The 23217-nt window shown below is 58.1% G+C and carries 21 protein-coding genes; 12 read left to right on the plus strand and 9 right to left on the minus strand.

All coding sequences use genetic code 11. From position 1 onward, the window contains the following. Positions 1-212 precede the first annotated feature (212 nt). On the plus strand, positions 213-1022 hold the full coding sequence (gene tcdA / locus ACA049_RS05655) for a tRNA cyclic N6-threonylcarbamoyladenosine(37) synthase TcdA (protein WP_497333794.1): 810 nt from the start codon (positions 213-215) through the stop codon (positions 1020-1022). Between the two features lie 96 nt (positions 1023-1118). On the opposite strand, the gene ACA049_RS05660 is transcribed toward tcdA, so the two are convergent. The 9 genes from ACA049_RS05660 to map all read right to left on the minus strand — a co-directional run bounded on the left by ACA049_RS05660 (position 1119) and on the right by map (position 11241). Next, positions 1119-1523, minus strand: a complete 405-nt coding sequence (locus ACA049_RS05660; RefSeq protein WP_497333796.1) for a SufE family protein — start codon at positions 1521-1523, stop codon at positions 1119-1121. Continuing rightward, on the minus strand, positions 1520-2725 hold the full coding sequence (locus ACA049_RS05665) for an aminotransferase class V-fold PLP-dependent enzyme (RefSeq protein ID WP_497333798.1): 1206 nt from the start codon (positions 2723-2725) through the stop codon (positions 1520-1522). Before ACA049_RS05665 ends, ACA049_RS05660 begins: the two co-directional genes overlap by 4 nt. Before the next feature lie 161 nt (positions 2726-2886). Continuing rightward, positions 2887-3921, minus strand: a complete 1035-nt coding sequence (dapD, locus tag ACA049_RS05670; protein WP_497333800.1) for a 2,3,4,5-tetrahydropyridine-2,6-dicarboxylate N-succinyltransferase — start codon at positions 3919-3921, stop codon at positions 2887-2889. Positions 3922-3954: 33 nt separating this feature from the next. Next, a complete protein-coding gene (locus tag ACA049_RS05675; RefSeq protein ID WP_010462846.1) occupies positions 3955-4317 on the minus strand; it encodes an ArsC family reductase in 363 nt (120 codons plus the stop codon). Positions 4318-4567: 250 nt separating this feature from the next. Beyond that, positions 4568-5302 carry a M12 family metallopeptidase gene (locus tag ACA049_RS05680; RefSeq protein WP_497333802.1) on the minus strand — a complete coding sequence of 245 codons (735 nt, stop codon included), beginning with the start codon at positions 5300-5302 and terminating at the stop codon, positions 4568-4570. Between the two features lie 62 nt (positions 5303-5364). Then, complete coding sequence (locus tag ACA049_RS05685; protein ID WP_497333804.1) at positions 5365-6012, minus strand: zinc metalloprotease; 648 nt, start codon at positions 6010-6012, stop codon at positions 5365-5367. Positions 6013-6384: 372 nt separating this feature from the next. After that, complete coding sequence (gene dapC, locus ACA049_RS05690; RefSeq protein WP_497333806.1) at positions 6385-7584, minus strand: succinyldiaminopimelate transaminase; 1200 nt, start codon at positions 7582-7584, stop codon at positions 6385-6387. A 121-nt stretch (positions 7585-7705) separates the two neighbouring features. After that, positions 7706-10408, minus strand: a complete 2703-nt coding sequence (locus tag ACA049_RS05695; RefSeq protein WP_497333808.1) for a [protein-PII] uridylyltransferase — start codon at positions 10406-10408, stop codon at positions 7706-7708. A 50-nt stretch (positions 10409-10458) separates the two neighbouring features. Beyond that, positions 10459-11241 carry a type I methionyl aminopeptidase gene (gene map / locus ACA049_RS05700; protein ID WP_128872777.1) on the minus strand — a complete coding sequence of 261 codons (783 nt, stop codon included), beginning with the start codon at positions 11239-11241 and terminating at the stop codon, positions 10459-10461. A gap of 373 nt (positions 11242-11614) precedes the next feature. Here map and rpsB point away from each other — a divergent pair, with 373 nt between their 5' ends. The 11 genes from rpsB (at position 11615) to lpxD (ending at position 23140) form a co-directional block, all read left to right on the plus strand. Further along, positions 11615-12352, plus strand: coding sequence for a 30S ribosomal protein S2 (gene rpsB, locus ACA049_RS05705; RefSeq protein ID WP_007907989.1), 738 nt, complete (start codon positions 11615-11617; stop codon positions 12350-12352). Between the two features lie 191 nt (positions 12353-12543). Then, positions 12544-13407 carry a translation elongation factor Ts gene (gene tsf / locus ACA049_RS05710; RefSeq protein ID WP_063342635.1) on the plus strand — a complete coding sequence of 288 codons (864 nt, stop codon included), beginning with the start codon at positions 12544-12546 and terminating at the stop codon, positions 13405-13407. Between the two features lie 209 nt (positions 13408-13616). Beyond that, complete coding sequence (pyrH, locus tag ACA049_RS05715) at positions 13617-14360, plus strand: UMP kinase (RefSeq protein ID WP_003172271.1); 744 nt, start codon at positions 13617-13619, stop codon at positions 14358-14360. Then, positions 14357-14914, plus strand: a complete 558-nt coding sequence (frr, locus tag ACA049_RS05720) for a ribosome recycling factor (protein WP_208669802.1) — start codon at positions 14357-14359, stop codon at positions 14912-14914. Before pyrH ends, frr begins: the two co-directional genes overlap by 4 nt. Positions 14915-14927: 13 nt before the next feature. Further along, positions 14928-15683: a polyprenyl diphosphate synthase gene (gene uppS, locus ACA049_RS05725; RefSeq protein ID WP_461979908.1), complete on the plus strand. Its 756-nt coding sequence runs from the start codon at positions 14928-14930 to the stop codon at positions 15681-15683. Continuing rightward, entirely contained in the window at positions 15683-16489 is an 807-nt protein-coding gene (locus ACA049_RS05730; RefSeq protein WP_497333811.1) for a phosphatidate cytidylyltransferase, read from the plus strand. Before uppS ends, ACA049_RS05730 begins: the two co-directional genes overlap by 1 nt. Beyond that, positions 16486-17676 carry a 1-deoxy-D-xylulose-5-phosphate reductoisomerase gene (gene ispC, locus ACA049_RS05735; RefSeq protein WP_497333813.1) on the plus strand — a complete coding sequence of 397 codons (1191 nt, stop codon included), beginning with the start codon at positions 16486-16488 and terminating at the stop codon, positions 17674-17676. Before ACA049_RS05730 ends, ispC begins: the two co-directional genes overlap by 4 nt. Positions 17677-17729: 53 nt before the next feature. Then, positions 17730-19082 (plus strand): sigma E protease regulator RseP, encoded by a 1353-nt coding sequence (rseP, locus tag ACA049_RS05740; protein WP_497333815.1) that lies wholly within the window; start codon positions 17730-17732, stop codon positions 19080-19082. A gap of 74 nt (positions 19083-19156) precedes the next feature. Next, entirely contained in the window at positions 19157-21532 is a 2376-nt protein-coding gene (gene bamA / locus ACA049_RS05745; protein ID WP_497333817.1) for an outer membrane protein assembly factor BamA, read from the plus strand. A gap of 45 nt (positions 21533-21577) precedes the next feature. Then, positions 21578-22081, plus strand: a complete 504-nt coding sequence (locus ACA049_RS05750; RefSeq protein WP_010462812.1) for an OmpH/Skp family outer membrane protein — start codon at positions 21578-21580, stop codon at positions 22079-22081. 3 nt (positions 22082-22084) lie between these two features. After that, positions 22085-23140 carry a UDP-3-O-(3-hydroxymyristoyl)glucosamine N-acyltransferase gene (gene lpxD, locus ACA049_RS05755; RefSeq protein WP_497315907.1) on the plus strand — a complete coding sequence of 352 codons (1056 nt, stop codon included), beginning with the start codon at positions 22085-22087 and terminating at the stop codon, positions 23138-23140. Positions 23141-23217: the final 77 nt, after the last annotated feature.

Here is a 23217-nt window from a genome sequence, read left to right on the forward strand (position 1 = left end):
TTTCAGGTTCCAAAGGCTGTGGAACGAAGGACCGGTCGGCGTGTGCCAAGGGGCGCGCATCCTACACCGGGCATTCCTTGAGCGTATAGCTGGCAGGGAAATGCCCTACGTTTGGCAATCCCGTTTCGCATAAGTTCTTTCACTTGTCGCGGTAACTTAGATCTTGTGGACGAGTAGCCCTATAATGCGCGCCGGTTTTTGGGGTAATGGTCATGAGTACAGAAGATCCGCGGTTTGCAGGCATCGCCCGTTTGTATGGCATCGACGGCCTGGAGCGCCTGCGCGCGGCCCATGTGGCGATCGTCGGCGTCGGTGGCGTCGGTTCCTGGGCGGCGGAAGCCATCGCTCGGTGTGGCGTGGGCGAGATTTCGCTGTTTGACCTGGACGACGTCTGCGTCAGCAATGCCAACCGTCAGCTGCACGCGCTGGACAGCACCGTCGGCAAACCCAAGGTCGAGGTGATGGCGGAGCGCTTGCGCGGTATCAACCCGGATTGCACGGTGCACGCGGTGGCGGATTTCGTGACGCGCGAAACCATGGCCGAATACATCACGCCGAACATCGACTGCGTGATCGACTGCATCGACAGCGTGAACGCCAAAGCGGCGCTGATTGCCTGGTGCAAGCGCCGCAAGATCCAGATCATCACCACCGGCGGGGCGGGCGGGCAGATTGACCCGACGCTGATTCAGGTCTGTGACTTGAACCGGACGTTCAATGATCCGTTGGCGTCGAAAGTGCGCTCGACCCTGCGTCGGGATTACGGTTTTTCACGCACGGTGACGCGTCATTACAGCGTGCCGTGCGTGTTCTCGACCGAACAACTGCGCTACCCGAAACCGGATGGCAGCATTTGTTTGCAGAAGAGTTTTGTCGGCGATGGCGTGAAGCTCGACTGCGCCGGCGGGTTTGGCGCGGTGATGATGGTGACGGCGACGTTCGGCATGGTCGCGGCGACCAAGGCTGTGGATAAGATTGTGGCGGGGGTTCGGCGGCCGGCGGATCGGGTCAAATCCGTCTGACCTCCACACAAATCCCGTAGGAGCGAGGCTTGCCCGCGAAGGCGTCTTACCTGACACACCGCTTTCGCGGGCAAGCCTCGCTCCTACAGAAGGCGGTTAGCCTGCTAACTCTCGCATCCGCTGGAGTACGGCATTGAGGCCATTACTGCGCGAAGGCGACAGTTGCCGCGAAAGCCCCAGCTGATTGAACCACTCCGGCAAATCCACCTGCCGCAACTCATCCGCCGACAACCCGTTGACCCGCGCCAGCAACAACGCCACCAACCCGCGAATCAACCGCGCATCGCTGCTCGCTGCAAACTGCCAGTGACCGTCATCCAGCGAACCCACCAACCACACCTGACTTTCACAGCCATGCACGCGGTTGGCGTCGACTTTATCCCCGTCATCCAGCGCCGGTAGACGGTCGCCCCATTGCATCAACAGCCGCGCCCGCTGTTCCCAGCCGGGCGCATTCTGAAAGATTTCGAGTGCGATAACGGCATCGGCCGGCAAGCTCATCGCAACAACTCCAGCGCCTGATCCAGCGCTTCAAAGAACCGCTCCAGGTCTTCGGAATCGTTGTACAGCGCCAGCGACACCCGGATCGCCCCGGCCAACTCAAAGCTTTTCAGCAACGGCATCGCACAGTGATGACCGGCGCGCACCGCGATTCCCTGTTCGGTCAGCAAGTGCGCCAGATCAGAGTTATGCACACCCTCGACGACAAAACTGGCCAACGCCAGTTGCGGCTTGCCCAGCAGCCGAATGCCATTGCGCGCTTCAAGGCCTTTCAACAAATAGTCATGCAGCGCCGCTTCATGGGCCGACACGGCGTCCTGATCAAGCCCCGCCAGGTAATCCAGTGTTGCCCCCAGACCGATCACACTGGCGATCGGCGGCGTACCCGCCTCGAAACCCAGTGGGGCAGGGCGAAAGCGTGAACTGTGGTAATCGGCATCCAGCACCATTTCGCCACCGAACTGCCAATGGCGCAGTTGCTTGAGCGCTTCATGGCGACCGAACAGCACGCCCAGGCCGTCGGGGCCATACAGTTTGTGGCTGGAGAACACATAAAAGTCGCAACCCAGCGTCTGCACATCGTGCCGGCCATGAACCACGCCTTGCGCGCCATCGACCACGGTCAATGCATCATGCGCCTTGGCCATCGCCAGCAAGGCGGGCAAGGGCTGCCAGGCGCCGAGTACGTTGGACAGCTGACTGACCGCCAGCAAACGGGTCTGCGGACTGATCAATTGCGCGGCGGCATCCAGGTCGATCAAGCCGTCAACGTCCAGCGGCAGGATGACCAGTTTCAAGTCGCGACGCAGGGCCAGTTGCTGCCATGGCAGCAGGTTGGCGTGATGCTCCAGTGCGCTGATGACAATCTCATCGCCCGGGTTGAATAAGTGTTCCAGGCCATACGCCAGGAGGTTCAGCGCGGAAGTCGCGCCGTGGGTAAAGATGATCTGCCCGCAGTCGCCAGCATTCAGCCATTGGGCGACTTTGCTGCGGCTCGCCTCGAACGCCTGGGTGGCGTGGGCGCCGGGCAAGTGTTGCGCCCGATGCACATTGGCCGCGCCATTGGCGTAGTAATGCGCCAAAGCGTCCAGCAGGGCTTGAGGTTTTTGCGTGGTGGCGGCGTTGTCCAGATACGTCTGGTCTTGCCGTTGTAGCGCGGCGATGGCCGGGAAGTCGGCGCGCCAGGGAGAGGGAATCATCATGTTTTGCAGCCCTGGTGAACATGGGCGGGTGTACGCCTGACCTGATGGTCGGGTCTACGCCGAACCTGTAGGAGCGAAGCTTGCTCGCGAAGCTTTTGGCGGCCTCTAGGGCCCTTTCGCGAGCAAGCTTCGCTCCTGCAGGGTAATCCGTGTGACGCTGCTTAGTTGTGAGCGTGCAGCGCTTCGTTCAGTTCGATCGCCGATTTGTGGGTTTTGCATTCCACGGCACCGGTTTCCGAATTTCGGCGGAACAGCAGGTCAGGCTGGCCGGCCAGTTCGCGGGCCTTCACGACTTTGACCAGCTGATTTTTTTCATCCAGCAGCGCGACTTTGGTACCCGCGGTCACGTACAGGCCGGATTCAACGGTATTGCGATCGCCCAATGGAATGCCGATACCGGCGTTCGCGCCGATCAGGCAGCCTTCGCCGACCTTGATCACGATGTTGCCGCCACCCGACAGGGTGCCCATGGTCGAGCAACCGCCGCCCAGGTCCGAACCCTTGCCGACGAATACACCAGCCGACACACGACCTTCGATCATGCCCGGGCCTTCGGTGCCGGCGTTGAAGTTGACGAAACCTTCGTGCATCACGGTGGTGCCTTCGCCGACGTAAGCGCCCAGACGAATACGCGCCGCATCAGCGATACGCACGCCGGCCGGAACCACGTAATCGGTCATTTTCGGGAACTTGTCTACCGAGAACACTTCCAGCAGCTCGCCGCGCAGACGGGCTTCCAGTTGGTGCTCGGCCAGTTCGGCCAGGTCGATGGCGCCCTGGCTGGTCCAGGCCACGTTCGGCAGCAGCGGGAACACGCCCGCCAGGTTCAGGCCGTGGGGCTTGACCAGGCGATGGGACAGCAGATGCAGCTTGAGGTAAGCCTCAGGCGTGGAGGTCAGCTGAGCGTCTTCGGCCAGAATGGTCGCGACCAGCGGCTTGTGGCTCTCGGCCAGACGGGTCAGCAAAGCAGCCTGAGGCGCGTCGACGCCTTTCAGCGCTTCAGCCAGTTGAGAAGCCTGAGCGGTGCTGAACGCGATGGCCTGATTGCCTTCGGTGTAGCCCAGAACCGGCGCGATGGCCGCGACCAATTCGGCCGAAGGGTTAAGCAGTGGCTGTGCGTAAAACACTTCCAGCCATGCGCCTTGACGGTTTTGAGTGCCGACACCAAAGGCCAGGCTGAACAGAGTAGTGGACATGTTGATACCTCTAACAAAATGGAACGGGCTGCCTTACTTGAGAGCTGCCGCGTAGATATCTGGCTTGAAGCCAATCAGGGTTCGGTCACCGAGATCAAGCACCGGGCGCTTGATCATCGAGGGTTGTGCGAGCATCAGTTCGATCGCTTTCGCTTGGTCGAGATCGGCTTTGCGTTCGTCGTCGAGTTTGCGAAAGGTCGTGCCTGCACGGTTCAACACCACTTGCCAGCCGTGCTCGTCGCACCATTGGGTCAGGTGTTCACGGTCGATTCCGGCCGTCTTGTAATCATGGAAGTCATAGCTGACAGCGTGTTCATCGAGCCAGGTGCGCGCCTTTTTCATGGTGTCGCAGGCTTTGATGCCGAAAAGGTGCAACGTTTTGCTTGAAACGGTCAAGGAATTGCCCCCTTTGCAGGTGCTGGAAATTAAAGGTGACGGATTATGCCATGACCGAGCGGTTTCGCGTCGGCCGTGGTTGTCATGCCAGCGCAAAACCTGTGGGAGCGGGCTTGCTCGCGAAAGCGGTACATCAGGCGACATCTCGAGTGAATGTCAGTCCTTTGTCGCGAGCCGCTCCTCCCACAAGGATTTGGCGTTTCAAGTCTGATCGGGCAGGGAATCCTGCTGCCGAGTAAGTGGGCTGAAGTCAGGCGTTGGTCTTTGGATAAAACTCTTTAATGGACTTTATGTCTTGTTCACTCAACTCCGAATAGGTGCCGACTTCCCAAACGCCATCGGTAAATTCCTTCGGGATGGGGTAATGCATGATCGAGGTTTTATCGTAGGGGGCGTTTCGCAGGCTGTCCGCCACTTTTGGTGTGAATATCTGCTCATCAACCGTCTCTTTGTCCCAGCCGTATTGCGAAGCATAGGTTTTATAGACTTTTGGCTTGTTCCACGGAATATTCGCTCGAGGGTGTTGGTGTTCATGTTCCAGGCCCAATGCGTGGCCAAATTCATGCAAAACAGTCACCTTGAAATCCGGGTCAGCAGGTTTGAGGCCGATCCACATTGTCGGTTCGCCAGCTTCAACAGTCAGCGCATCAGTCCCGATGCAGGAGCCATTCAGCTGCGTGTTTGTCGAAATCCTGATGTCCGCATTGGCATCCTTGGATAAGCCGAAAATCAGGCTGACGTGCGGGTCCCATTGCCAAATTAGCTGTTCGATTGCGTCTTGTAATGATTCGGGTGGGTTGTCGACGAAGGAGATGGTTAACCAGCGATGCCTTGGCCAAAATTTTGTGTGTTTGGCAATAGCACTGATGCTTGCGCCACCGGTTACAGGCTGGGGTGCGTTTTCCGGATTTGCATTGATTGCTGCCTCGTACGATGCGCGTTCGTTTTCAGGCTTAAATGCTATACAGGATGATAATTTACACATCTAAAAACTTCCTTGTTTGTGGTGGGTGAGTATTTTTTATGTAGGGCGAAAACTTACCTGTCTCATGCACTTTCCGGATAGACATACACTTTTGACATGAAAGCCTTGTCTTTTTCGCTGAGATCAAAATTCAGAAAAACCTGGAAGTCACCTTCGGTCCAGGATTGTTGGATGACGTAGTGCATGATCGACTTTCGGTCGTACTCTGAATAAACGCTTGCGTCGGGGTCTGCGCGATCCAGGTACCATTGGTGCAGTCTTTCTCGCGTCGACTTGGCTCGGTAGTTATCTTCTTCAGGGTTATCGGTTATTCCATGTTGTGCATAAATGGCTGATAGGTTCCAGGGGATGTTCGCCGTCGGGTGGGTCTGCTCATGTTCTGCCCCGAGCATATGGCCGAACTCATGCATTACATTGGCCGCAAAATAACGTGCGTGGACGGGGGAGTGTGGCCAGAGCCTCATTGTCGGCTCATCTGTAGATAACAGTGCATCTGTGCCGATGTTGGACGAGAACGTTCCTACCTCGCTCAATATGCGGATGTCGCCTTCTTTACCTTCGACGAATTCGAATTTCAAGTTGATGTGCGGCAGCCAATGGTTGGCTGCAGAGATGGTCGCAGCCTTGAATTCTTCTGTGCCATTGAGAAAGGCGATGCGAAGAGTGCGGCCGGGAGTCCAGAATTTGGAAGGCGTTTTCTTGGCCCACATTATTTTGCAACTCCTGGGAAAAATTGAGTAGGCATATGTGCTGTATTTGCAAAGTTATGGTGGACTTCGAAGTGTTCGCGCGCTGTTATAGAAATAGTTGCACTAAAATGCATGATCTAACTTCCTTGTTGGATTGGTGGGGGCGCAGATTCTTCTGCGGAAGTAGAATCTAGTGTTGGTGCCAGGATTAGTAAAGTGGAAACGTGCGGGGTGTGTTACGTGGTGTTGTTAGCGTTGTCGGGTATTGCACTCGACAAGTGGTATGGCTTTGTAAGAGCCTTGGTGTCTTATGAAGCAATAGGGTTGGTTGTATTGAAGTAGGATCTGATAATACAAGTTGCCGTGCCAGTTTAACTGGCACGGCTTTATGGATTATTGCTTGCGGGTAATAAACGCGCGAATACGTTCGGCGGCTTCCACGCATTCCGCCAGTGGCGCGACCAGCGCCATCCGCACCCGACCAGCACCCGGATTGAAGCCGTCCACTTCCCGGGACAGATAAGAACCCGGTACCACGGTCACGTGCTCTTCCACGAACAAATCGCGGCAGAACGCCTCGTCGTCACCTTCAACGTTCGGCCACAAGTAAAAACCGCCATCCGGACGCTGCACGTCCATCACCGGGCCGAGGATTTCCAGTACGGCATCGTACTTCTCGCGGTACAGCGCACGGTTGGCGCGCACATGCACTTCGTCATTCCACGCGGCGACGCTGGCCAGTTGGGTCTGAACCGGCATCGCGCAGCCGTGGTAGGTGCGATAGAGCAGGAAGCCCTTGAGGATGTCGGCGTCACCTGCGACAAAACCTGAACGCAATCCCGGCAGGTTGGAACGCTTGGACAGGCTGTGGAACACCACGCAGCGCTTGAAGTCCTTGCGGCCCAGTTCCACACAGGCACTGAGCAGACCGGCCGGCGGGGTTTGTTCGTCGAAATACAGCTCGCTGTAGCACTCGTCCGCAGCGATGACGAAGTCGTATTCGTCGGCCAGGGCGATCAGTTTTTTCAGGGTGTCGACCGGGATCAGCGCGCCGGTCGGGTTGCCTGGCGAGCACAGGAACAGGATCTGGCAGCGCTTCCAGATGTCTGGCGAAACAGCGTCGAAATCCGGGTTGAAGCCGTTTTCGTCCAGGCATGGCAGGTAGTGCGGCTTGGCCCCGGCGAGGAACGCCGCGCCTTCGTAGATCTGGTAGAACGGGTTCGGGCTGACCACCAGGGCGTCTTCGCCACGGTTGACCACGGTCTGGGTGAAGGCAAACAGCGCTTCACGGGTGCCGTTGACCGGCAGCACGTTGCGCGCCGGGTCGAGCCAGCCGTTCGGGACGCTGAAGCGGCGTTCGCACCAGGCGGCGATGGCTTCACGCAGGGCCGGAATGCCGAGCGTGGTCGGATACACGGCCATCTGATCCAGATTGCTTGCCAGGGCTTCGGCGACGAAGCTTGGCGAACGGTGCTTCGGCTCGCCGATGGACAACGCGATGGCGCGCTTGTCCGGGTTTGGCGTGACGCTACCGAGCAGGGCGCGGAGCTTCTCGAACGGGTAGGGCTGCAACTGGTTCAACGCGTTGTTCATGAGGGGCCTCATCTAATGTGGGAGCGGGCTTGCTCGCGAATGCGTTATGCCAGTCGACATAAATGTTGAATGTTAAACCGCATTCGCGAGCAAGCCCGCTCCCACAGGGGGAATTGTTGGTTCAGATACTGATGCGTGACAATTTGATATCGGGTTCATTACTGACGGTCAGCTGTTCAACGATTGCATCCTGCAAGCGAGTGCACAGCAGCGGGTCGGACAGCGGATGGTTGTTCGCGTCGGTGATGAAGAACACGTCTTCCACGCGTTCGCCGAGGGTCGCAATCTTGGCGTTCTGCAGCGACAGGTCGAACTCGAGGAAGATCGTGCCGATGCGCGCCAGCAGTCCCGGGCGATCCGGCGCGCTGAGTTCCAGCACGGTCACAGGGCGCTGAGCATCGTTGTGGATCGTCACCTGTGGCGCAAACGCAAAATGCTTTAGCTGGCGTGGCACACGGCGCTGGATGATGGTCGGGTAGTCGTCCGGATTGCGCAGCGCTTCGGTCAGGCCTTCACGGATCTGCGCCACCCGCGCAGGGTTATCGCCGATCGAGTCGCCGTCAGTGTCGAGCACGATATAGGTGTCGAGCGTGAACTGGCTGCTGGAGGTGATAACCCGGGCGTCGTGAATGTTCAGGTTGAGCTGATCCATCGCGGCCACGGTCACGGCGAAGAAGTCGTGTTGGTCCGGCGCGTAGATGAAGATCTGCGTACCGCCCTCGAACTCGCGCTGGGTGGTTTCCTTGATCAACACCAGTGGCCCGCCATCGGCCGGTTGCTGGAGGATTGCGTCACTGTGCCAGGCGACGTCGCCGGCGGTGTGGCGCAGGAAATAGTCATCGCCCAATTGCGACCACAACTGTTCGACATCGTCTGGATCGGTGCCACCGCGCACCAGAATGTCCAGGGCGGCGCTCTGGGTCTGACGGATCTGCATTTCGCGATCCACCGGGTTTTCCAGGCCGCGGCGCAAGGCGCGCTTGGTCTCGGTATAGAGCTGACGCAAGAGGCTGGCACGCCAGGAGTTCCACAGGGTCGGGTTGGTGGCGTTGATGTCGGCGACGGTCAGCACGTACAGATAGTCGAGACGGGTTTCGTCGGCGACGGCTTGTGCGAAGTCGTGGATCACCTGCGGGTCGGACAAGTCCTTGCGCTGGGCGGTCGTCGACATCACCAGGTGGTTCTGCACCAGCCAGACGATCAGGCGGCTGTCCCACACCGGGAGCTGGTGGCGCTGGCAAAAGGCTTCGGCATCCACCGCACCGATTTCCGAGTGATCGCCATGCCGGCCCTTGCCGATGTCGTGATACAGACCGGCCAGGTAAATCAGCTCGGGTTTGGGCAGTTTGCCCATGAGCTTGCTGGCCAGCGGGAATTTTTCCGACACCTGGGTGTACTGCAACTTACGCAGGTGCTTGATCAGATTCAGGGTGTGGGCGTCGACCGTATAGATGTGGAACAGGTCGTGCTGCATCTGCCCGACAATAAAGCCAAACTCCGGCAGGTAACGCCCGAGGATGCCGTAGCGGTTCATCCGGCGCAGATTGCGGTGGATACCGATCTTGCACTTGAACAGCTCGATGAACAGGCTGGTGTTGCGAATGTCGTTGCGGAAATCGTCGTCGATCAGGTGACGATGCTCGCGCAGCAGACGAATGGTGTCGGCGCGCACACCTTTGATTTCCGGCTGCTGGGCCATCAGCACGAAGATCTCGAGCATGGCGAACGGCGTGCGGCGGAACACGTTGTCGTTGCGCGCTTCGATGTAGCCGTCGTGCAGCTGGAACCGCGAGTTGATCGGCTGCGGCGGCGCTTCGTCTTCCGGGGCCAGAATGACTTCTTCGAAGTGCTGGATGATCAGGTCGCTGAGTTGGGCAATGCTCATGACCACCCGATAATACTGCTGCATGAAGTTTTCGATGGCTTGCTTGGCATCATCGCCCTCGAAACCCAGCAGTCCGGCAATCGAGCGCTGGTGGTCGAACAGCAAACGGTCTTCGGAGCGCCCGGCGAGCATGTGCAGCGCGTACCGGACCTTCCACAAAAACTCCTGGGACGAGGCCAGCAGGGCGTTTTCGCTCTCGACCAGAAAGCCTTCGCCAGCCAGGGCGCGCAGGTTCAGGGTGCCGTATTCGCGACGGGCCACCCACAGAATCGTCTGGATATCCCGCAGGCCGCCAGGCGAGCCTTTGACGTTGGGTTCCAGGTTGTATTCGGTGTCGTTGTATTTGTGATGACGAGCTTTTTGCTCGGCGCGCTTGGCGAGGAAGAAGTCCTTGCTCGGCCACATGTGCGCAGTGCTGGTGACATCGAGCATGCGCTGGCGCAAGCGCTCGGGGCCGCAGATGGTGCGGCTTTCCATCAGGTTGGTGACGACCGTCAGGTCGGCGCGGGCCTCGACGGCGCATTCGTCGACGGAGCGCACGCTCTGGCCGACTTCCAGGCCGATGTCCCACAGCAGTGTCAGGAAACGCTCGATGGAGTCACGGAAAATTTCGTGATCGGCGCTGTCCAGCAGGATCAGCAAGTCGATATCGGAATACGGGTGCAATTCACCGCGACCGTAGCCGCCGACCGCCACCAGTGCGATGTCGGCGTCTTCGCTCCAGTTGAACTGCTCCCAGGCCTTTTGCAGGATGTTGTCGACGAACCAGGCGCGGTCCTCGATCAGCCGGCGAATGTCGCGGCCGCTGCGAAACCGCCCGTCGAGCACCTCGCGGGCCTGGCGGATCGCCTTCTTGAAGGCCGCGATCGGGCTGGCCTTCAGGGCCAGTTCAGCCTGGAACTGGCCGCGGTCGAAGAGTTCGGGATCCACCTGCGGCATTGATTGGCTTTCCTATCTATCTATAAGGCTGGGAGCTGCCTGGGGTCGGATCAGGCCGAAACGCGCGGGATGGTGTCATCGGCGCGCAAGGTGAAGATCTCGTAACCGGTTTCGGTCACCAGCAGGGTGTGTTCCCACTGGGCCGACAGCTTGCGGTCCTTGGTGATCGCGGTCCAGCCGTCGCCCAATACCTTGGTGTCGGCCTTGCCCTGGTTGATCATCGGCTCGATGGTGAAGGTCATGCCTGCTTTCAGTTCCATGCCGGTGCCGGCGCGACCGTAATGCAGGATTTGCGGCTCTTCGTGGAACACCTTGCCGATGCCGTGACCGCAGAACTCGCGAACCACCGAGAAACCGTTCTTTTCCGCGTGTTTCTGGATGATTTCACCGATGTCGCCCAGGCGGCAGCCGGGTTTGACGATTTCGATGGCCTTGTACATGCATTCCTGAGTCACTTGCGACAGACGCTCGGCCCAGACCGGCACAGTGCCGACGTGGAACATGCGGCTGGTGTCGCCGTGGAAACCGTCCTTGATGACGGTGACGTCGATGTTCAGGGTGTCGCCATCCTTCAACGGCTTCTCGTTCGGGATGCCGTGGCAGACCACGTGGTTGATCGAGGTGCAGATCGACTTCGGGTAGCCTTTGTAGTTGAGCGGGGCGGGGATGGCTTTCTGCTCGTTGACGATGTAGTCGTGGCAGATGCGGTCCAGTTCTTCGGTGGTGATCCCCGGCTTGACATGTTCGGCAATCATTTCCAGCACATCGGCGGCCAGTTTGCCGGCGACACGCATCTTTGCGATGTCCTCGGGGGTTTTGAGGGTGACGGTCATACAGGCTCTCTCTGCGCTCGATGGCGCTTGCTAAAACGAAATGGGCATTACGCGATCGATCTTCGCGACCCTGAAAAACGCGATTCTAACAGACGATCAACGCAAATCTGAGCCTCTGTGCATCGCTTCTCTCTATAGATTGGCGCATTCTTGGGCGATTCCAAGGGCGCAGTTGAAGTCGTGCATCAGGAATCGAGAATCCGGGTTCCGTTTTTTGCAGTCCTGTGATATAAAATGCGCCGCTTTCCGGGGATACCCCGAAAGGCTTAAATCCACACACGTGTCGACACGATGACCTGGGTGCCTTCAGCTGATGCTGCTGGTTGGTCATTGGGATACGTGGAGGCCAAACCCGACTTATTAAGGAACTATCATGTCCCAAGTCAACATGCGCGATATGCTGAAGGCCGGTGTGCACTTCGGTCACCAGACCCGTTACTGGAACCCGAAAATGGGTAAGTACATTTTCGGCGCGCGTAACAAGATCCACATTATCAACCTTGAAAAAACCCTGCCAATGTTCAACGAAGCTCTGACTTTCGTAGAGCGTCTGGCCCAGGGCAAAAACAAGATTCTGTTCGTCGGCACCAAGCGTTCCGCTGGCAAGATCGTTGCTGAAGAAGCAGCACGTTGCGGTTCGCCGTACGTCGATCACCGCTGGTTGGGCGGCATGCTGACCAACTTCAAAACCATCCGTGCTTCCATCAAGCGTCTGCGTGACCTTGAAGTGCAAGCCGAAGACGGTACTTTCGCCAAGCTGACCAAGAAAGAAGCGCTGATGCGCACTCGCGATCTTGAGAAGCTCGATCGTTCCCTGGGTGGTATCAAGGACATGGGCGGTCTGCCAGACGCTCTGTTCGTTATCGACGTTGATCACGAGCGCATCGCGATCACCGAAGCCAACAAGCTGGGCATCCCGGTTATCGGCGTAGTCGATACCAACAGCAGCCCGGAAGGCGTTGACTACATCATCCCAGGCAACGATGACGCAATCCGCGCTATCCAGTTGTACATGGGTTCGATGGCTGACGCAGTTATCCGCGGTCGCAACCACGTTGCTGGCGGCACCGAGCAGTTCGTTGAAGAAGCTCCGGCAGCTGCAGCTGAGTAATTGACGCCCTGGCGTTGACTCAGTAAGCAAAAAGGGGGCTTGGCCCCCTTTTTGCCACCTCGAAAACCGTTTGTGAGCAGCGCAGCTACAGCGTTTGTAACGTGCAGCCGCTAACAAGTGGGGTCGGGAAGAATTGATCGCCCGTTCGATCGGGTGGAATGGTTGAAAACCTATCCAAGAGGAATTTTGAAATGGCAGAGATTACTGCAGCGTTGGTTAAAGAACTGCGTGAGCGTACTGGCGAAGGCATGATGGACTGCAAAAAGGCCTTGACCAAGGCCGGCGGCGACATCGAAAAAGCCATTGATGACATGCGCGCTTCGGGCGCCATCAAGGCTGCCAAGAAAGCAGGCAACGTAGCTGCTGAAGGCGCTATCGCTTTGAAAGAAGACGGTAAATCCGCGGTTCTGCTGGAAGTGAACTCGCAGACCGACTTCCTGGCTCTGCAGGACGACTTCAAGGCATTCGTTGCTTCCAGCGTTGAAAAAGCATTCGCTGACAAGCTGACTGATGTTGCTCCGCTGATCGAAGCTCAAGAAGCTGATCGCCTGGTTCTGGTCGGCAAGGTTGGCGAAAACGTCAACATCCGTCGCCTGGCTCGCGTTGAAGGTGATGTTGTCGGTGGTTACCTGCACGGCAACAAGATCGGTGTTGCAGTTGTCCTCAAGGGCGGCAACGTTGAACTGGCCAAGGACATCGCTATGCACGTAGCGGCGACCAACCCTGAATTCCTGCTGCCATCGGAAGTTTCCGCTGAAGCGGTCGAGCGCGAGAAAGGCGTGTTCCTGACCCTCAACGCTGACAAGATTGCTGGCAAGCCAGAAAACATCGTTGAAAACATGGTCAAAGGCCGTATCAGCAAGTTCCTGGCTGAAGCGAGCCTGGTTGAGCAGGCGTTCGTCAAGAACCCTGAAATCAAGGTTGGCGAACTGGCCAAGAAAGCCGGTGCAGAAATCGTTTCTTTCACCTACTTCAAAGTAGGCGAAGGCATCGAGAAGCCGGTCGACAACTTCGCTGAAGAAGTTGCTGCCCAGCTGGCTGCCGCCAAGCAATAAGACGGTTTTTTAACTGTCGCCCTGAAGAGGCTGCCCGCTTACGCGCGCAGCCTCTTTTCAGATGGGGCACCAATTTTTATTGGTTTCCCTTTGGAACTGGCTTACAAAGCCATGTTCCGATGGCGCTGAAGCAGCGCCAAGCTAGAGTGAACGCCAGCTGTAAACAGCTCGCAAAGAATTTTTAAAATACGCCGCAGGAGAGATTCGCAATGGCTCAGCAGGGCAGTGGTTATCAGGCTCGCTATAAACGCATTCTACTCAAGCTTAGCGGCGAGGCCCTGATGGGCTCGGAAGAGTTCGGGATCGATCCGAAAGTTCTGGATCGCATGGCGCTGGAAGTCGGCCAACTGGTCGGCATCGGTGTTCAGGTCGGTCTGGTGATCGGCGGTGGCAACCTGTTCCGCGGTGCAGCGCTGAGCGCAGCCGGCATGGATCGGGTAACTGGCGACCACATGGGCATGCTGGCCACTGTGATGAACGCCCTGGCCATGCGTGATGCGCTGGAACGTGCCAATATCTCGGCCATCGTGATGTCGGCCATTTCCATGGTTGGCGTGACCGATCATTACGATCGCCGCAAAGCCATGCGCCACCTGAACGCCAAGGAAGTCGTGATCTTTGCGGCCGGTACCGGCAATCCGTTCTTCACCACGGATTCGGCAGCCTGCTTGCGAGCGATCGAAATCGACGCTGACGTCGTGCTCAAGGCAACCAAGGTCGATGGCGTCTACACCGCTGACCCATTCAAAGACCCGCATGCCGAGAAGTTCGATCATCTGACTTACGATGAAGTGCTGGATCGCAAGCTGGGCGTGATGGATCTGACGGCTATTTGCCTGTGCCGCGACCACAAGATGCCATTGCGTGTCTTTAACATGAACAAGCCCGGCGCCCTGCTGAATATCGTACATGGCGGCGCTGAAGGGACCCTGATCGAGGAAGGCCAACAATGATCAATGAAATCAAGAAAGACGCTCAAGAGCGTATGAAGAAATCCGTGGAATCGCTGCTGCACAACTTCGGCCGTATTCGTACCGGCCAGGCGCACCCAAGCATTCTTGAAGGCGTGATGGTGCCGTATTACGGTTCCGACACCCCGATCAAGCAAGTGGCGAACATCACCGTCAAAGACGCCCGTACTCTGCAAGTCGTTGCCTTTGAGCGCAACATGCTCGGTGCTGTCGACAAAGCCATCGGTAGCGCGGGTCTGAACCTCAACCCGACCAACCTGGGTGAGTTGCTGCTGATCTCCATGCCGGCCCTGACCGAAGAAACCCGCAAGGGCTTCACCAAACAGGCTCGCGATGTTGCTGAAGATGCCCGTGTTGCCGTGCGCAACATCCGTCGCGATGCCAACAGCTCGCTGAAGGATCTGGTCAAGGAAAAAGAAATCAGCGAAGACGAAGAACGTCGCGCCACTGGCGAGATCGACGATTTGACCAAGAAGTATGTGGCTGAAATCGACGCAAATCTGGCGCAGAAAGAAAAAGACCTGATGGCCGTATAAGGGTCGCGTTTTCATGGAAAAGACTAAGCAGACTGCGCCGTCCGCGGTGCCGCGCCATGTCGCGATCATCATGGATGGTAATAATCGCTGGGCGAAAAAACGCTTTATGCCGGGTGTCGCCGGGCATAAAGCGGGCGTGGATGCGGTTCGCGCAGTGATTGAGGTGTGCGCCGAGGCCGGGGTCGAGGTTTTGACCCTGTTCGCCTTCTCCAGTGAGAACTGGCAGCGTCCGGCCGATGAAGTCAGTGCCTTGATGGATTTGTTCTTCAAGGCGTTGCGTCGCGAGGCCAAGCGCCTCAATGACAACAACATCAGTCTGCGCATCATCGGTGATCGTTCGCGCTTTCATCCCGAGCTTCAGGCTGCCATGCGTGAAGCCGAGGCGATGACCGCCGGTGCCAACCGCTTTGTCTTGCAGATCGCCGCCAACTACGGCGGTCAGTGGGATATCGCGCAGGCCGCGCAGCGTCTGGCGCGGGAAGTTCAGGCCGGGCATCTGCGTCCGGAGGACATCACCCCGGAGCTGTTGCAGACCTGCCTGGCCACCGGCGATCTGCCGTTGCCCGACTTGTGCATCCGCACTGGTGGCGAACACCGCATCAGCAACTTCCTGCTGTGGCAACTGGCTTATGCCGAGTTGTACTTCTCCGACCTGTTCTGGCCGGACTTCAAACACGACGCCATGCGTAACGCGCTGGCCGATTTCGCTTCTCGCCAGCGCCGCTTCGGTAAAACGAGCGAGCAGGTCGAGTCTGGAGCCCGGGTTTAATGCTTAAACAACGAATCATCACCGCGCTGATCCTGCTGCCGATCGCCTTGTGCGGGTTTTTCCTGCTCGAAGGCACAGGCTTTGCGCTGTTCATCGGGCTGGTCGTGACCCTCGGTGCGTGGGAATGGGCTCGCCTGGCAGGCTTCAATGCCCAGCCGATGCGCGTGGCGTACGCGGTTGTGGTCGCCTTGATGCTGTTTGTCATGCACATCCTGCCGGGGCTCGCGCCCTGGGTGTTGGGGGCTTCGGTGCTCTGGTGGGGCGTGGCGACGTATCTGGTGCTGACTTATCCGCGTTCCAGCGAACACTGGTCCAGCGCCGCCTGCAAGCTGGTGATCGGTTTGCTGATCCTGCTGCCGGCCTGGCAAGGTCTGGTCCAGATCAAACAGCAACCCTTGGGTAACTGGTTGATCATGGCCGTGATGGTGCTGGTCTGGGGTGCTGATATCGGCGCGTACTTTTCCGGTCGGGCCTTTGGCAAGCGCAAGCTGGCGCCGCTGGTCAGTCCCGGCAAGAGCTGGGAAGGCGTGTACGGCGGCTTGCTGCTGAGCCTGGTGATTACCGCGATCGTGGGTGTTGTGCGCGACTGGAGTTTCGGGCAGATGTTGATGGGCCTGATCGGTGCGGCAGTGATCGTATTCATCTCGGTTGTGGGCGACCTCACCGAGAGCATGTTCAAGCGTCAATCGGGCATCAAGGACAGCAGTAACCTGCTGCCGGGGCATGGCGGTGTGCTGGATCGCATCGACAGCCTGACGGCCGCGATCCCCGTATTTGCCGTGCTGTTGTGGATGGCCGCACCGTGAGCCGGCCACAGCAGATTACCGTTCTGGGGGCGACCGGCTCGATCGGTCTGAGCACCCTGGACGTGATCGCTCGCCATCCCGAGCGTTATCAAGTATTCGCGTTGAGCGGTTTCACTCGCCTGAGTGAGCTGCTGGCCTTATGCGTGCGTCATACGCCACGGTTTGCCGTCGTGCCGGAGGCGGGCGCTGCCCGAACCTTGCAGGACGACTTGCGCGCTGCAGGCCTGGCGACCCGCGTGTTGGTAGGGGAAGAGGGCCTGTGTCAGGTGGCTTCCGACCCTGAGGTCGATGCGGTCATGGCGGCCATCGTTGGTGCGGCGGGCTTGCGTCCGACCCTGGCGGCGGTTGAGGCGGGCAAGAAGATCCTGCTGGCCAACAAAGAAGCACTGGTCATGTCGGGTGCCCTGTTCATGCAGGCCGTGCGCAAAAGCGGCTCGGTGCTGCTGCCGATCGACAGCGAACACAACGCGATTTTTCAGTGCATGCCACAGGATTTCGCTCGCGGGCTTGGCGCGGTCGGTGTGCGTCGGATTCTGCTGACAGCCTCTGGTGGTCCGTTCCGACAGACTCCGATGGCCGAGTTGGCGCATGTTTCCCCTGAGCAAGCGTGCGCGCATCCGAACTGGTCCATGGGTCGCAAGATTTCGGTCGATTCGGCCAGCATGATGAACAAAGGCCTCGAGTTGATTGAAGCCTGCTGGTTGTTCGACGCCAAGCCGTCCCAGGTCGAAGTGGTGATTCACCCACAGAGCGTGATTCATTCGCTGGTCGACTATATCGATGGCTCGGTGCTGGCGCAGTTAGGCAATCCGGACATGCGCACGCCGATCGCCAACGCCTTGGCCTGGCCGGAGCGTATCGATTCGGGTGTAGCGCCGCTGGATCTGTTTGCCATCGCACGCCTGGACTTCCAGGCGCCCGATGAAGAGCGCTTCCCCTGCCTGCGCCTTGCGCGTCAGGCAGCCGAAGCCGGCAATAGCGCGCCGGCCATGCTCAATGCGGCGAATGAAGTGGCTGTCGCGGCGTTTCTCGACGAGCGGGTTCGCTACCCGGAAATCGCGAGTATCATCGAGGAAGTGTTAAACCTGGAGCCGGTCGTTGCGGTGGATGATCTGGAGGCGGTGTTCACGGCCGACGCGAAAGCGCGAGTACTGGCCGGGCAATGGTTGAGCCGTCACGGGCGGTAAGTGCTGCAATACGTTGGCCCCTGCGGCACTGAATAGGATTGCGGAGAAAGTAGATGAGCGCGCTCTATATGATTGTCGGCACCCTGGTTGCATTGGGCGTGCTGGTCACCTTCCACGAATTCGGCCATTTCTGGGTCGCACGTCGCTGTGGGGTCAAAGTGCTGCGTTTCTCCGTGGGCTTCGGCATGCCGCTGCTGCGCTGGCACGACAAGAAAGGCACTGAATTCGTGGTGGCCGCCATTCCGTTGGGCGGCTACGTGAAGATGCTCGACGAGCGCGAAGGCGAAGTGCCGGCCGATCAGGTCGATCAATCCTTCAATCGCAAATCGGTCCGTCAGCGTATTGCCATCGTGGCCGCAGGGCCGATCGCCAACTTTCTATTGGCAATGGTGTTTTTCTGGGTGTTGGCCATGCTCGGCAGCGAGCAGGTGCGCCCGGTCATCGGTGCGGTCGAGTCCGGCAGTATCGCCGCCAAGGCCGGACTGGGTGCCGGTCAGGAAATTATTGCCATCGATGGCGAGCCGACGTCTGGCTGGGCCGCGGTCAATTTGCAACTGGTCCGCCGTCTGGGCGAGAGCGGTTCACTTCAATTGTTGGTGCGTGAGCAGGGCTCCACCGCAGATTCGCCTCGCGAGCTGATGCTGGATAAATGGCTCAAGGGTGCTGACGAGCCGGATCCGATTCGTTCGTTGGGTATTCGACCTTGGCGTCCAGCCTTGCCACCCGTACTGGCCGAACTTGATCCGAAAGGTCCGGCACAGGCCGCGGGCCTGAAGACCGGAGATCGATTGCTGGCCCTTGATGGCAAGGCGCTCGATGACTGGCAACAGGTGGTCGACACCGTTCGTATGCATCCAGATACCAAAATCATGCTGCGTGTTGAGCGTGATGGTGCTCAAATCGACGTCCCTGTGACGTTGGCCGCTCGCGGCGAGAGCAAGGCACCTACCGGTTATATGGGGGCCGGGGTGAAAGCGGTCGATTGGCCACCAGAGATGATTCGCGAAGTCAGTTATGGCCCGGTGGCCGCAATTGGCGAGGGTGCTCGACGCACCTGGACCATGAGTGTACTGACCCTCGATTCACTCAAGAAAATGTTGTTCGGCGAGCTCTCGGTAAAAAACTTGAGTGGACCGATAACCATTGCTAAAGTGGCGGGCGCTTCTGCCCAGTCGGGTGTCGCTGATTTCCTGAATTTCCTTGCTTATCTGAGTATTAGCCTGGGAGTTCTGAATTTGTTGCCCATTCCTGTACTGGATGGGGGACATTTGTTGTTTTATCTGATCGAGTGGGCGCGTGGTCGTCCCTTGTCGGATCGGGTGCAGGGTTGGGGGATACAGATCGGTATCAGTTTGGTGGTCGGGGTGATGTTGCTTGCTCTGGTCAATGATTTGGGCCGTCTGTAACACTTCGCTGAATTGCGAATCTGCCGCATTTTGCGGCAGTTTGTTTATTGCCAGTTGGAATAAGAAAGGACTTCATGAAACGTCTGCTGCTAACTGCGGTTCTCACCGTATTGATGATCGCCGAAGTTCACGCCGAGTCCTTCACTATCTCTGATATTCGCGTCAATGGCCTCCAGCGGGTCTCCGCGGGTAGCGTCTTTGGTGCTTTGCCGTTAAACGTCGGTGAACAGGCGGATGATCGTCGCCTGGTGGAATCCACTCGTGCGCTGTTCAAAACCGGGTTCTTTCAAGATATCCAGCTGGGCCGCGATGGCAACGTCCTTGTCATTACGGTAGTCGAGCGTCCGTCGGTCGCCAGTATCGAGATCGAAGGTAACAAGGCGATCTCTACTGAAGACCTGATGAAGGGCCTCAAACAATCCGGTCTGGCCGAAGGCGAGATCTTCCAGCGTGCCACCCTCGAAGGTGTCCGTAACGAACTGCAGCGCCAGTATGTCGCCCAGGGTCGCTACTCGGCCACCGTCGACACCGAAGTGGTGCCGCAGCCGCGTAACCGCGTCGGCTTGAAGGTCAACATCAACGAAGGCACCGTTGCGGCTATCCAGCACATCAACGTGGTGGGTAACACGGTCTTCCCTGATGAGGACCTGATCGACCTGTTCGAATTGAAGACTACCAACTGGTTGTCGTTCTTCAAGAACGATGACAAGTACGCCCGTGAAAAACTGTCTGGTGACCTGGAGCGTCTGCGCTCCTACTACCTGGACCGTGGCTATATCAACATGGATATCGCTTCGACTCAGGTGTCCATTACCCCGGACAAGAAACACGTCTACATCACCGTCAACGTCAACGAAGGCGAGAAGTACACCGTTCGTGACGTCAAGCTGAGCGGCGACCTGAAAGTCCCTGAAGACCAGGTCAAGTCCCTGCTGCTGGTTCAGAAAGGCCAGGTGTTCTCGCGCAAGCTGATGACCACCACTTCCGAACTGATCACCCGTCGTCTGGGTAACGAGGGTTACACCTTCGCCAACGTCAACGGCGTACCGCAGCCTCACGATGAAGACCACACGGTGGACATCACCTTCGCTGTCGATCCGGGCAAACGTGCTTACGTCAACCGCATCAACTTCCGTGGCAACACCAAGTCCGAAGACGAAGTGCTGCGCCGTGAAATGCGCCAGATGGAAGGCGGCTGGGCTTCGACCTACCTGATCGACCAATCCAAGACCCGTCTCGAGCGTCTGGGCTTCTTCAAGGAAGTCAACGTCGAAACCCCGGCCGTACCGGGTGTCGATGACCAGGTTGACGTGAACTACAGCGTTGAAGAGCAAGCTTCCGGTTCGATCACCGCCAGCGTCGGTTTCGCCCAGAGCGCCGGTCTGATCCTCGGTGGTTCGATCACTCAGAACAACTTCCTGGGTACCGGTAACAAGGTCAGCATCGGCTTGACCCGTAGCGAATACCAAAGCCGCTATAACTTCGGTTATGTCGACCCGTACTGGACTGCTGATGGCGTGAGCCTGGGTTACAACGCGTTCTATCGCACCACTGACTACAAAGACCTCGATGTCGATGTAGCCAGCTATGCCGTAGACAGCCTGGGTGCAGGCGTCAACGTCGGCTACCCGATCAGCGAGACTTCGCGCCTGACCTTTGGCTTGAGCGCGCAACAGGACAAGATCAAGACCGGTCAGTACACCGTTGACGAGATTTTCGACTTCGTAAACAAGGAAGGCGACAACTACCTGAACTTCAAGGCGTCGGCCGGCTGGTCCGAGTCCACCCTGAACAAAGGCGTGTTGGCGACCCGTGGTCATTCCCAGAGCCTGACACTGGAAACGACCACGCCAGGCAGCGACCTGTCGTTCTTCAAACTTGATTACCGTGGCCAGTTGTTCCAGCCATTGTCTGATAACTACACCGTGCGTCTGCACACCGAACTGGGTTATGGCGACGGCTACGGTTCAACCGATGGCTTGCCGTTCTATGAAAACTACTATGCTGGTGGTTTCAACTCGGTTCGTGGTTTCAAGGACAGCACCCTGGGCCCGCGCAGTACGCCTAGCCGTGGCACGAACCCGGGGACCGCGTTCGATCCGGACCAGGATCCACTGCCATTTGGTGGCAACGTCCTGATCCAGGGTGGTGCAGAGCTTCTGTTCCCTCTGCCGTTCGTGAAGGATCAACGCTCCCTGCGTACCTCGGTATTCTGGGATGTGGGTAACGTTTTTGACTCGCAGTGCAAAGACACCACCAATGCAAACGGTTCGGCGTCCAATACAAAGTGCAACGACATCAGCTTGAGCAACATGGCCAGCTCTGTCGGTGTGGGCGTGACCTGGGTTACCGCACTGGGTCCTCTGAGCTTCGCGTTGGCCATGCCGATCAAGAAACCGGATGACGCTGAGACTCAAGTGTTCCAATTCTCTCTCGGCCAGACGTTCTAAGCGTCTGCCCCAAAATAACGACAATGGATTTTGTAGGAGTGCATCGTGCGTAAGTTGACTCAATTGGTTCTCCTGGCGACCGTACTGGTAGCAGGTCCGGCTTTTGCCGACATGAAAATCGCCGTTCTGAATTATCAGATGGCCCTGCTGGAATCCGATGCAGCCAAGAAATACGCTGTGGATGCCGAGAAGAAGTTTGGCCCGCAACTGTCCAAGCTCAAGACTCTGGAAAGCAGCGCCAAGGGCATTCAGGACCGTCTGATGGCTGGCGGTGACAAGATGCAGCAAGGCGAGCGTGAACGCCTTGAGCTCGAATTCAAGCAAAAGGCCCGCGACTTCCAGTTCCAGTCCAAGGAATTGAACGAAGCCAAAGCCGTTGCCGACCGTGAAATGCTGAAGCAGCTCAAGCCGAAACTGGACAGTGCTGTGGAAGAAGTCATCAAGAAAGGTGCTTTTGACCTGGTCTTCGAGCGTGGCGCAGTGATTGATGTCAAACCTCAGTACGACATCACTCGCCAGGTTATCGAGCGCATGAATCAGCTGAAGTAATCCATGACAGCGACTATAAAGCTCGGCCAGTTGGCCGAGTTCCTCGGCGCCACGCTACGTGGCGACCCGGAGAAAGAAATTACTGGGCTAGCCACTTTACAAGAGGCTGGCCCAGCTCAGTTGAGCTTTCTCGCAAACCCCCAATACCGTAAATACCTGGTGGACTGCCGGGCCGCAGCGCTGTTGCTGAAGGCCGCAGACGCTGAAGGTTTTGCCGGCGATGCCTTGGTGGTGCCTGATCCTTACCTGGCCTACGCACGTATTTCCCATCTGTTCGATCCCAAGCCCAAGGCGCCGGCCGGTATTCACCCGACGGCGGTAGTGGCTGCGGACGCAGTGGTTGATCCGGCGGCGAGCATCGGTGCCTTTGCGGTGATCGAAAGCGGCGCGCGTATTGCGGCTGGTGTGACGGTGGGTGCGCATTGCTTCATCGGTGCCCGGTGCGAAATCGGCGAGGGCGGTTGGCTGGCCCCGCGGGTCACGCTGTACCACGACGTGCGCATCGGCAAGCGGGTAGTGATTCAGTCCGGTGCCGTGCTGGGTGGCGAAGGCTTCGGCTTTGCCAACGAGAAAGGCGTCTGGCAGAAAATCGCCCAGATCGGTGGCGTATTGGTCGGTGATGATGTGGAGATTGGCGTGAATACCGCTATCGATCGCGGCGCGCTGGCCGATACCGTACTGGGTAACGGTGTGAAGCTCGACAATCAGATTCAGATCGCCCACAACGTGCAGGTCGGTGATCACACCGCCATGGCTGCGTGCGTGGGGATCTCCGGCAGTACCAAAATCGGCAAGCATTGCATGCTCGCCGGTGGCGTAGGGCTGGTGGGACATATCGAAATCTGCGACAACGTTTTTATCACCGGGATGACCATGGTGACCCACTCGATTACCGAAAAGGGTTCCTATTCTTCCGGTACGGCGATGCAGCCAGCAGCCGAATGGCGCAAAAGCGCGGCCCGTATCCGTCAGCTCGATGACATCGCGCGACGTCTGCGACAGCTGGAAAAGCGTGTAGGGGACGTGACCCCTGACGGTAATGCTTCATCAGATGGCTGATACCATTTCCATATCAAGTGTGCACAGCCGCTAGACTGCCTCCTTGATTTGCTAGAGGGGTGCGCGTCAGTCGCGCG

It is taken from the genome of Pseudomonas sp. LBUM1662 (genome assembly GCF_059695915.1).

Excerpts from the sequence above, each read along its gene's own strand:
- ACA049_RS05730 (WP_497333811.1), top strand. The coding sequence starts at position 15,683 with ATGCTTAAACAACGAATCATCACCGCGCTGATCCTGCTGCCGATCGCC.
- lpxD (WP_497315907.1), top strand. The coding sequence starts at position 22,085 with ATGACAGCGACTATAAAGCTCGGCCAGTTGGCCGAGTTCCTCGGCGCC.
- bamA (WP_497333817.1), top strand. The coding sequence starts at position 19,157 with ATGAAACGTCTGCTGCTAACTGCGGTTCTCACCGTATTGATGATCGCC.
- rseP (WP_497333815.1), top strand. The coding sequence starts at position 17,730 with ATGAGCGCGCTCTATATGATTGTCGGCACCCTGGTTGCATTGGGCGTG.
- ACA049_RS05660 (WP_497333796.1), bottom strand. The coding sequence starts at position 1,523 with ATGAGCTTGCCGGCCGATGCCGTTATCGCACTCGAAATCTTTCAGAAT.
- tcdA (WP_497333794.1), top strand. The coding sequence starts at position 213 with ATGAGTACAGAAGATCCGCGGTTTGCAGGCATCGCCCGTTTGTATGGC.
- frr (WP_208669802.1), top strand. The coding sequence starts at position 14,357 with ATGATCAATGAAATCAAGAAAGACGCTCAAGAGCGTATGAAGAAATCC.
- map (WP_128872777.1), bottom strand. The coding sequence starts at position 11,241 with ATGACCGTCACCCTCAAAACCCCCGAGGACATCGCAAAGATGCGTGTC.
- ACA049_RS05665 (WP_497333798.1), bottom strand. The coding sequence starts at position 2,725 with ATGATGATTCCCTCTCCCTGGCGCGCCGACTTCCCGGCCATCGCCGCG.
- tsf (WP_063342635.1), top strand. The coding sequence starts at position 12,544 with ATGGCAGAGATTACTGCAGCGTTGGTTAAAGAACTGCGTGAGCGTACT.
- ACA049_RS05695 (WP_497333808.1), bottom strand. The coding sequence starts at position 10,408 with ATGCCGCAGGTGGATCCCGAACTCTTCGACCGCGGCCAGTTCCAGGCT.
- rpsB (WP_007907989.1), top strand. The coding sequence starts at position 11,615 with ATGTCCCAAGTCAACATGCGCGATATGCTGAAGGCCGGTGTGCACTTC.
- pyrH (WP_003172271.1), top strand. The coding sequence starts at position 13,617 with ATGGCTCAGCAGGGCAGTGGTTATCAGGCTCGCTATAAACGCATTCTA.
- dapC (WP_497333806.1), bottom strand. The coding sequence starts at position 7,584 with ATGAACAACGCGTTGAACCAGTTGCAGCCCTACCCGTTCGAGAAGCTC.
- ACA049_RS05680 (WP_497333802.1), bottom strand. The coding sequence starts at position 5,302 with ATGTGTAAATTATCATCCTGTATAGCATTTAAGCCTGAAAACGAACGC.
- ACA049_RS05685 (WP_497333804.1), bottom strand. The coding sequence starts at position 6,012 with ATGTGGGCCAAGAAAACGCCTTCCAAATTCTGGACTCCCGGCCGCACT.
- dapD (WP_497333800.1), bottom strand. The coding sequence starts at position 3,921 with ATGTCCACTACTCTGTTCAGCCTGGCCTTTGGTGTCGGCACTCAAAAC.
- uppS (WP_461979908.1), top strand. The coding sequence starts at position 14,928 with ATGGAAAAGACTAAGCAGACTGCGCCGTCCGCGGTGCCGCGCCATGTC.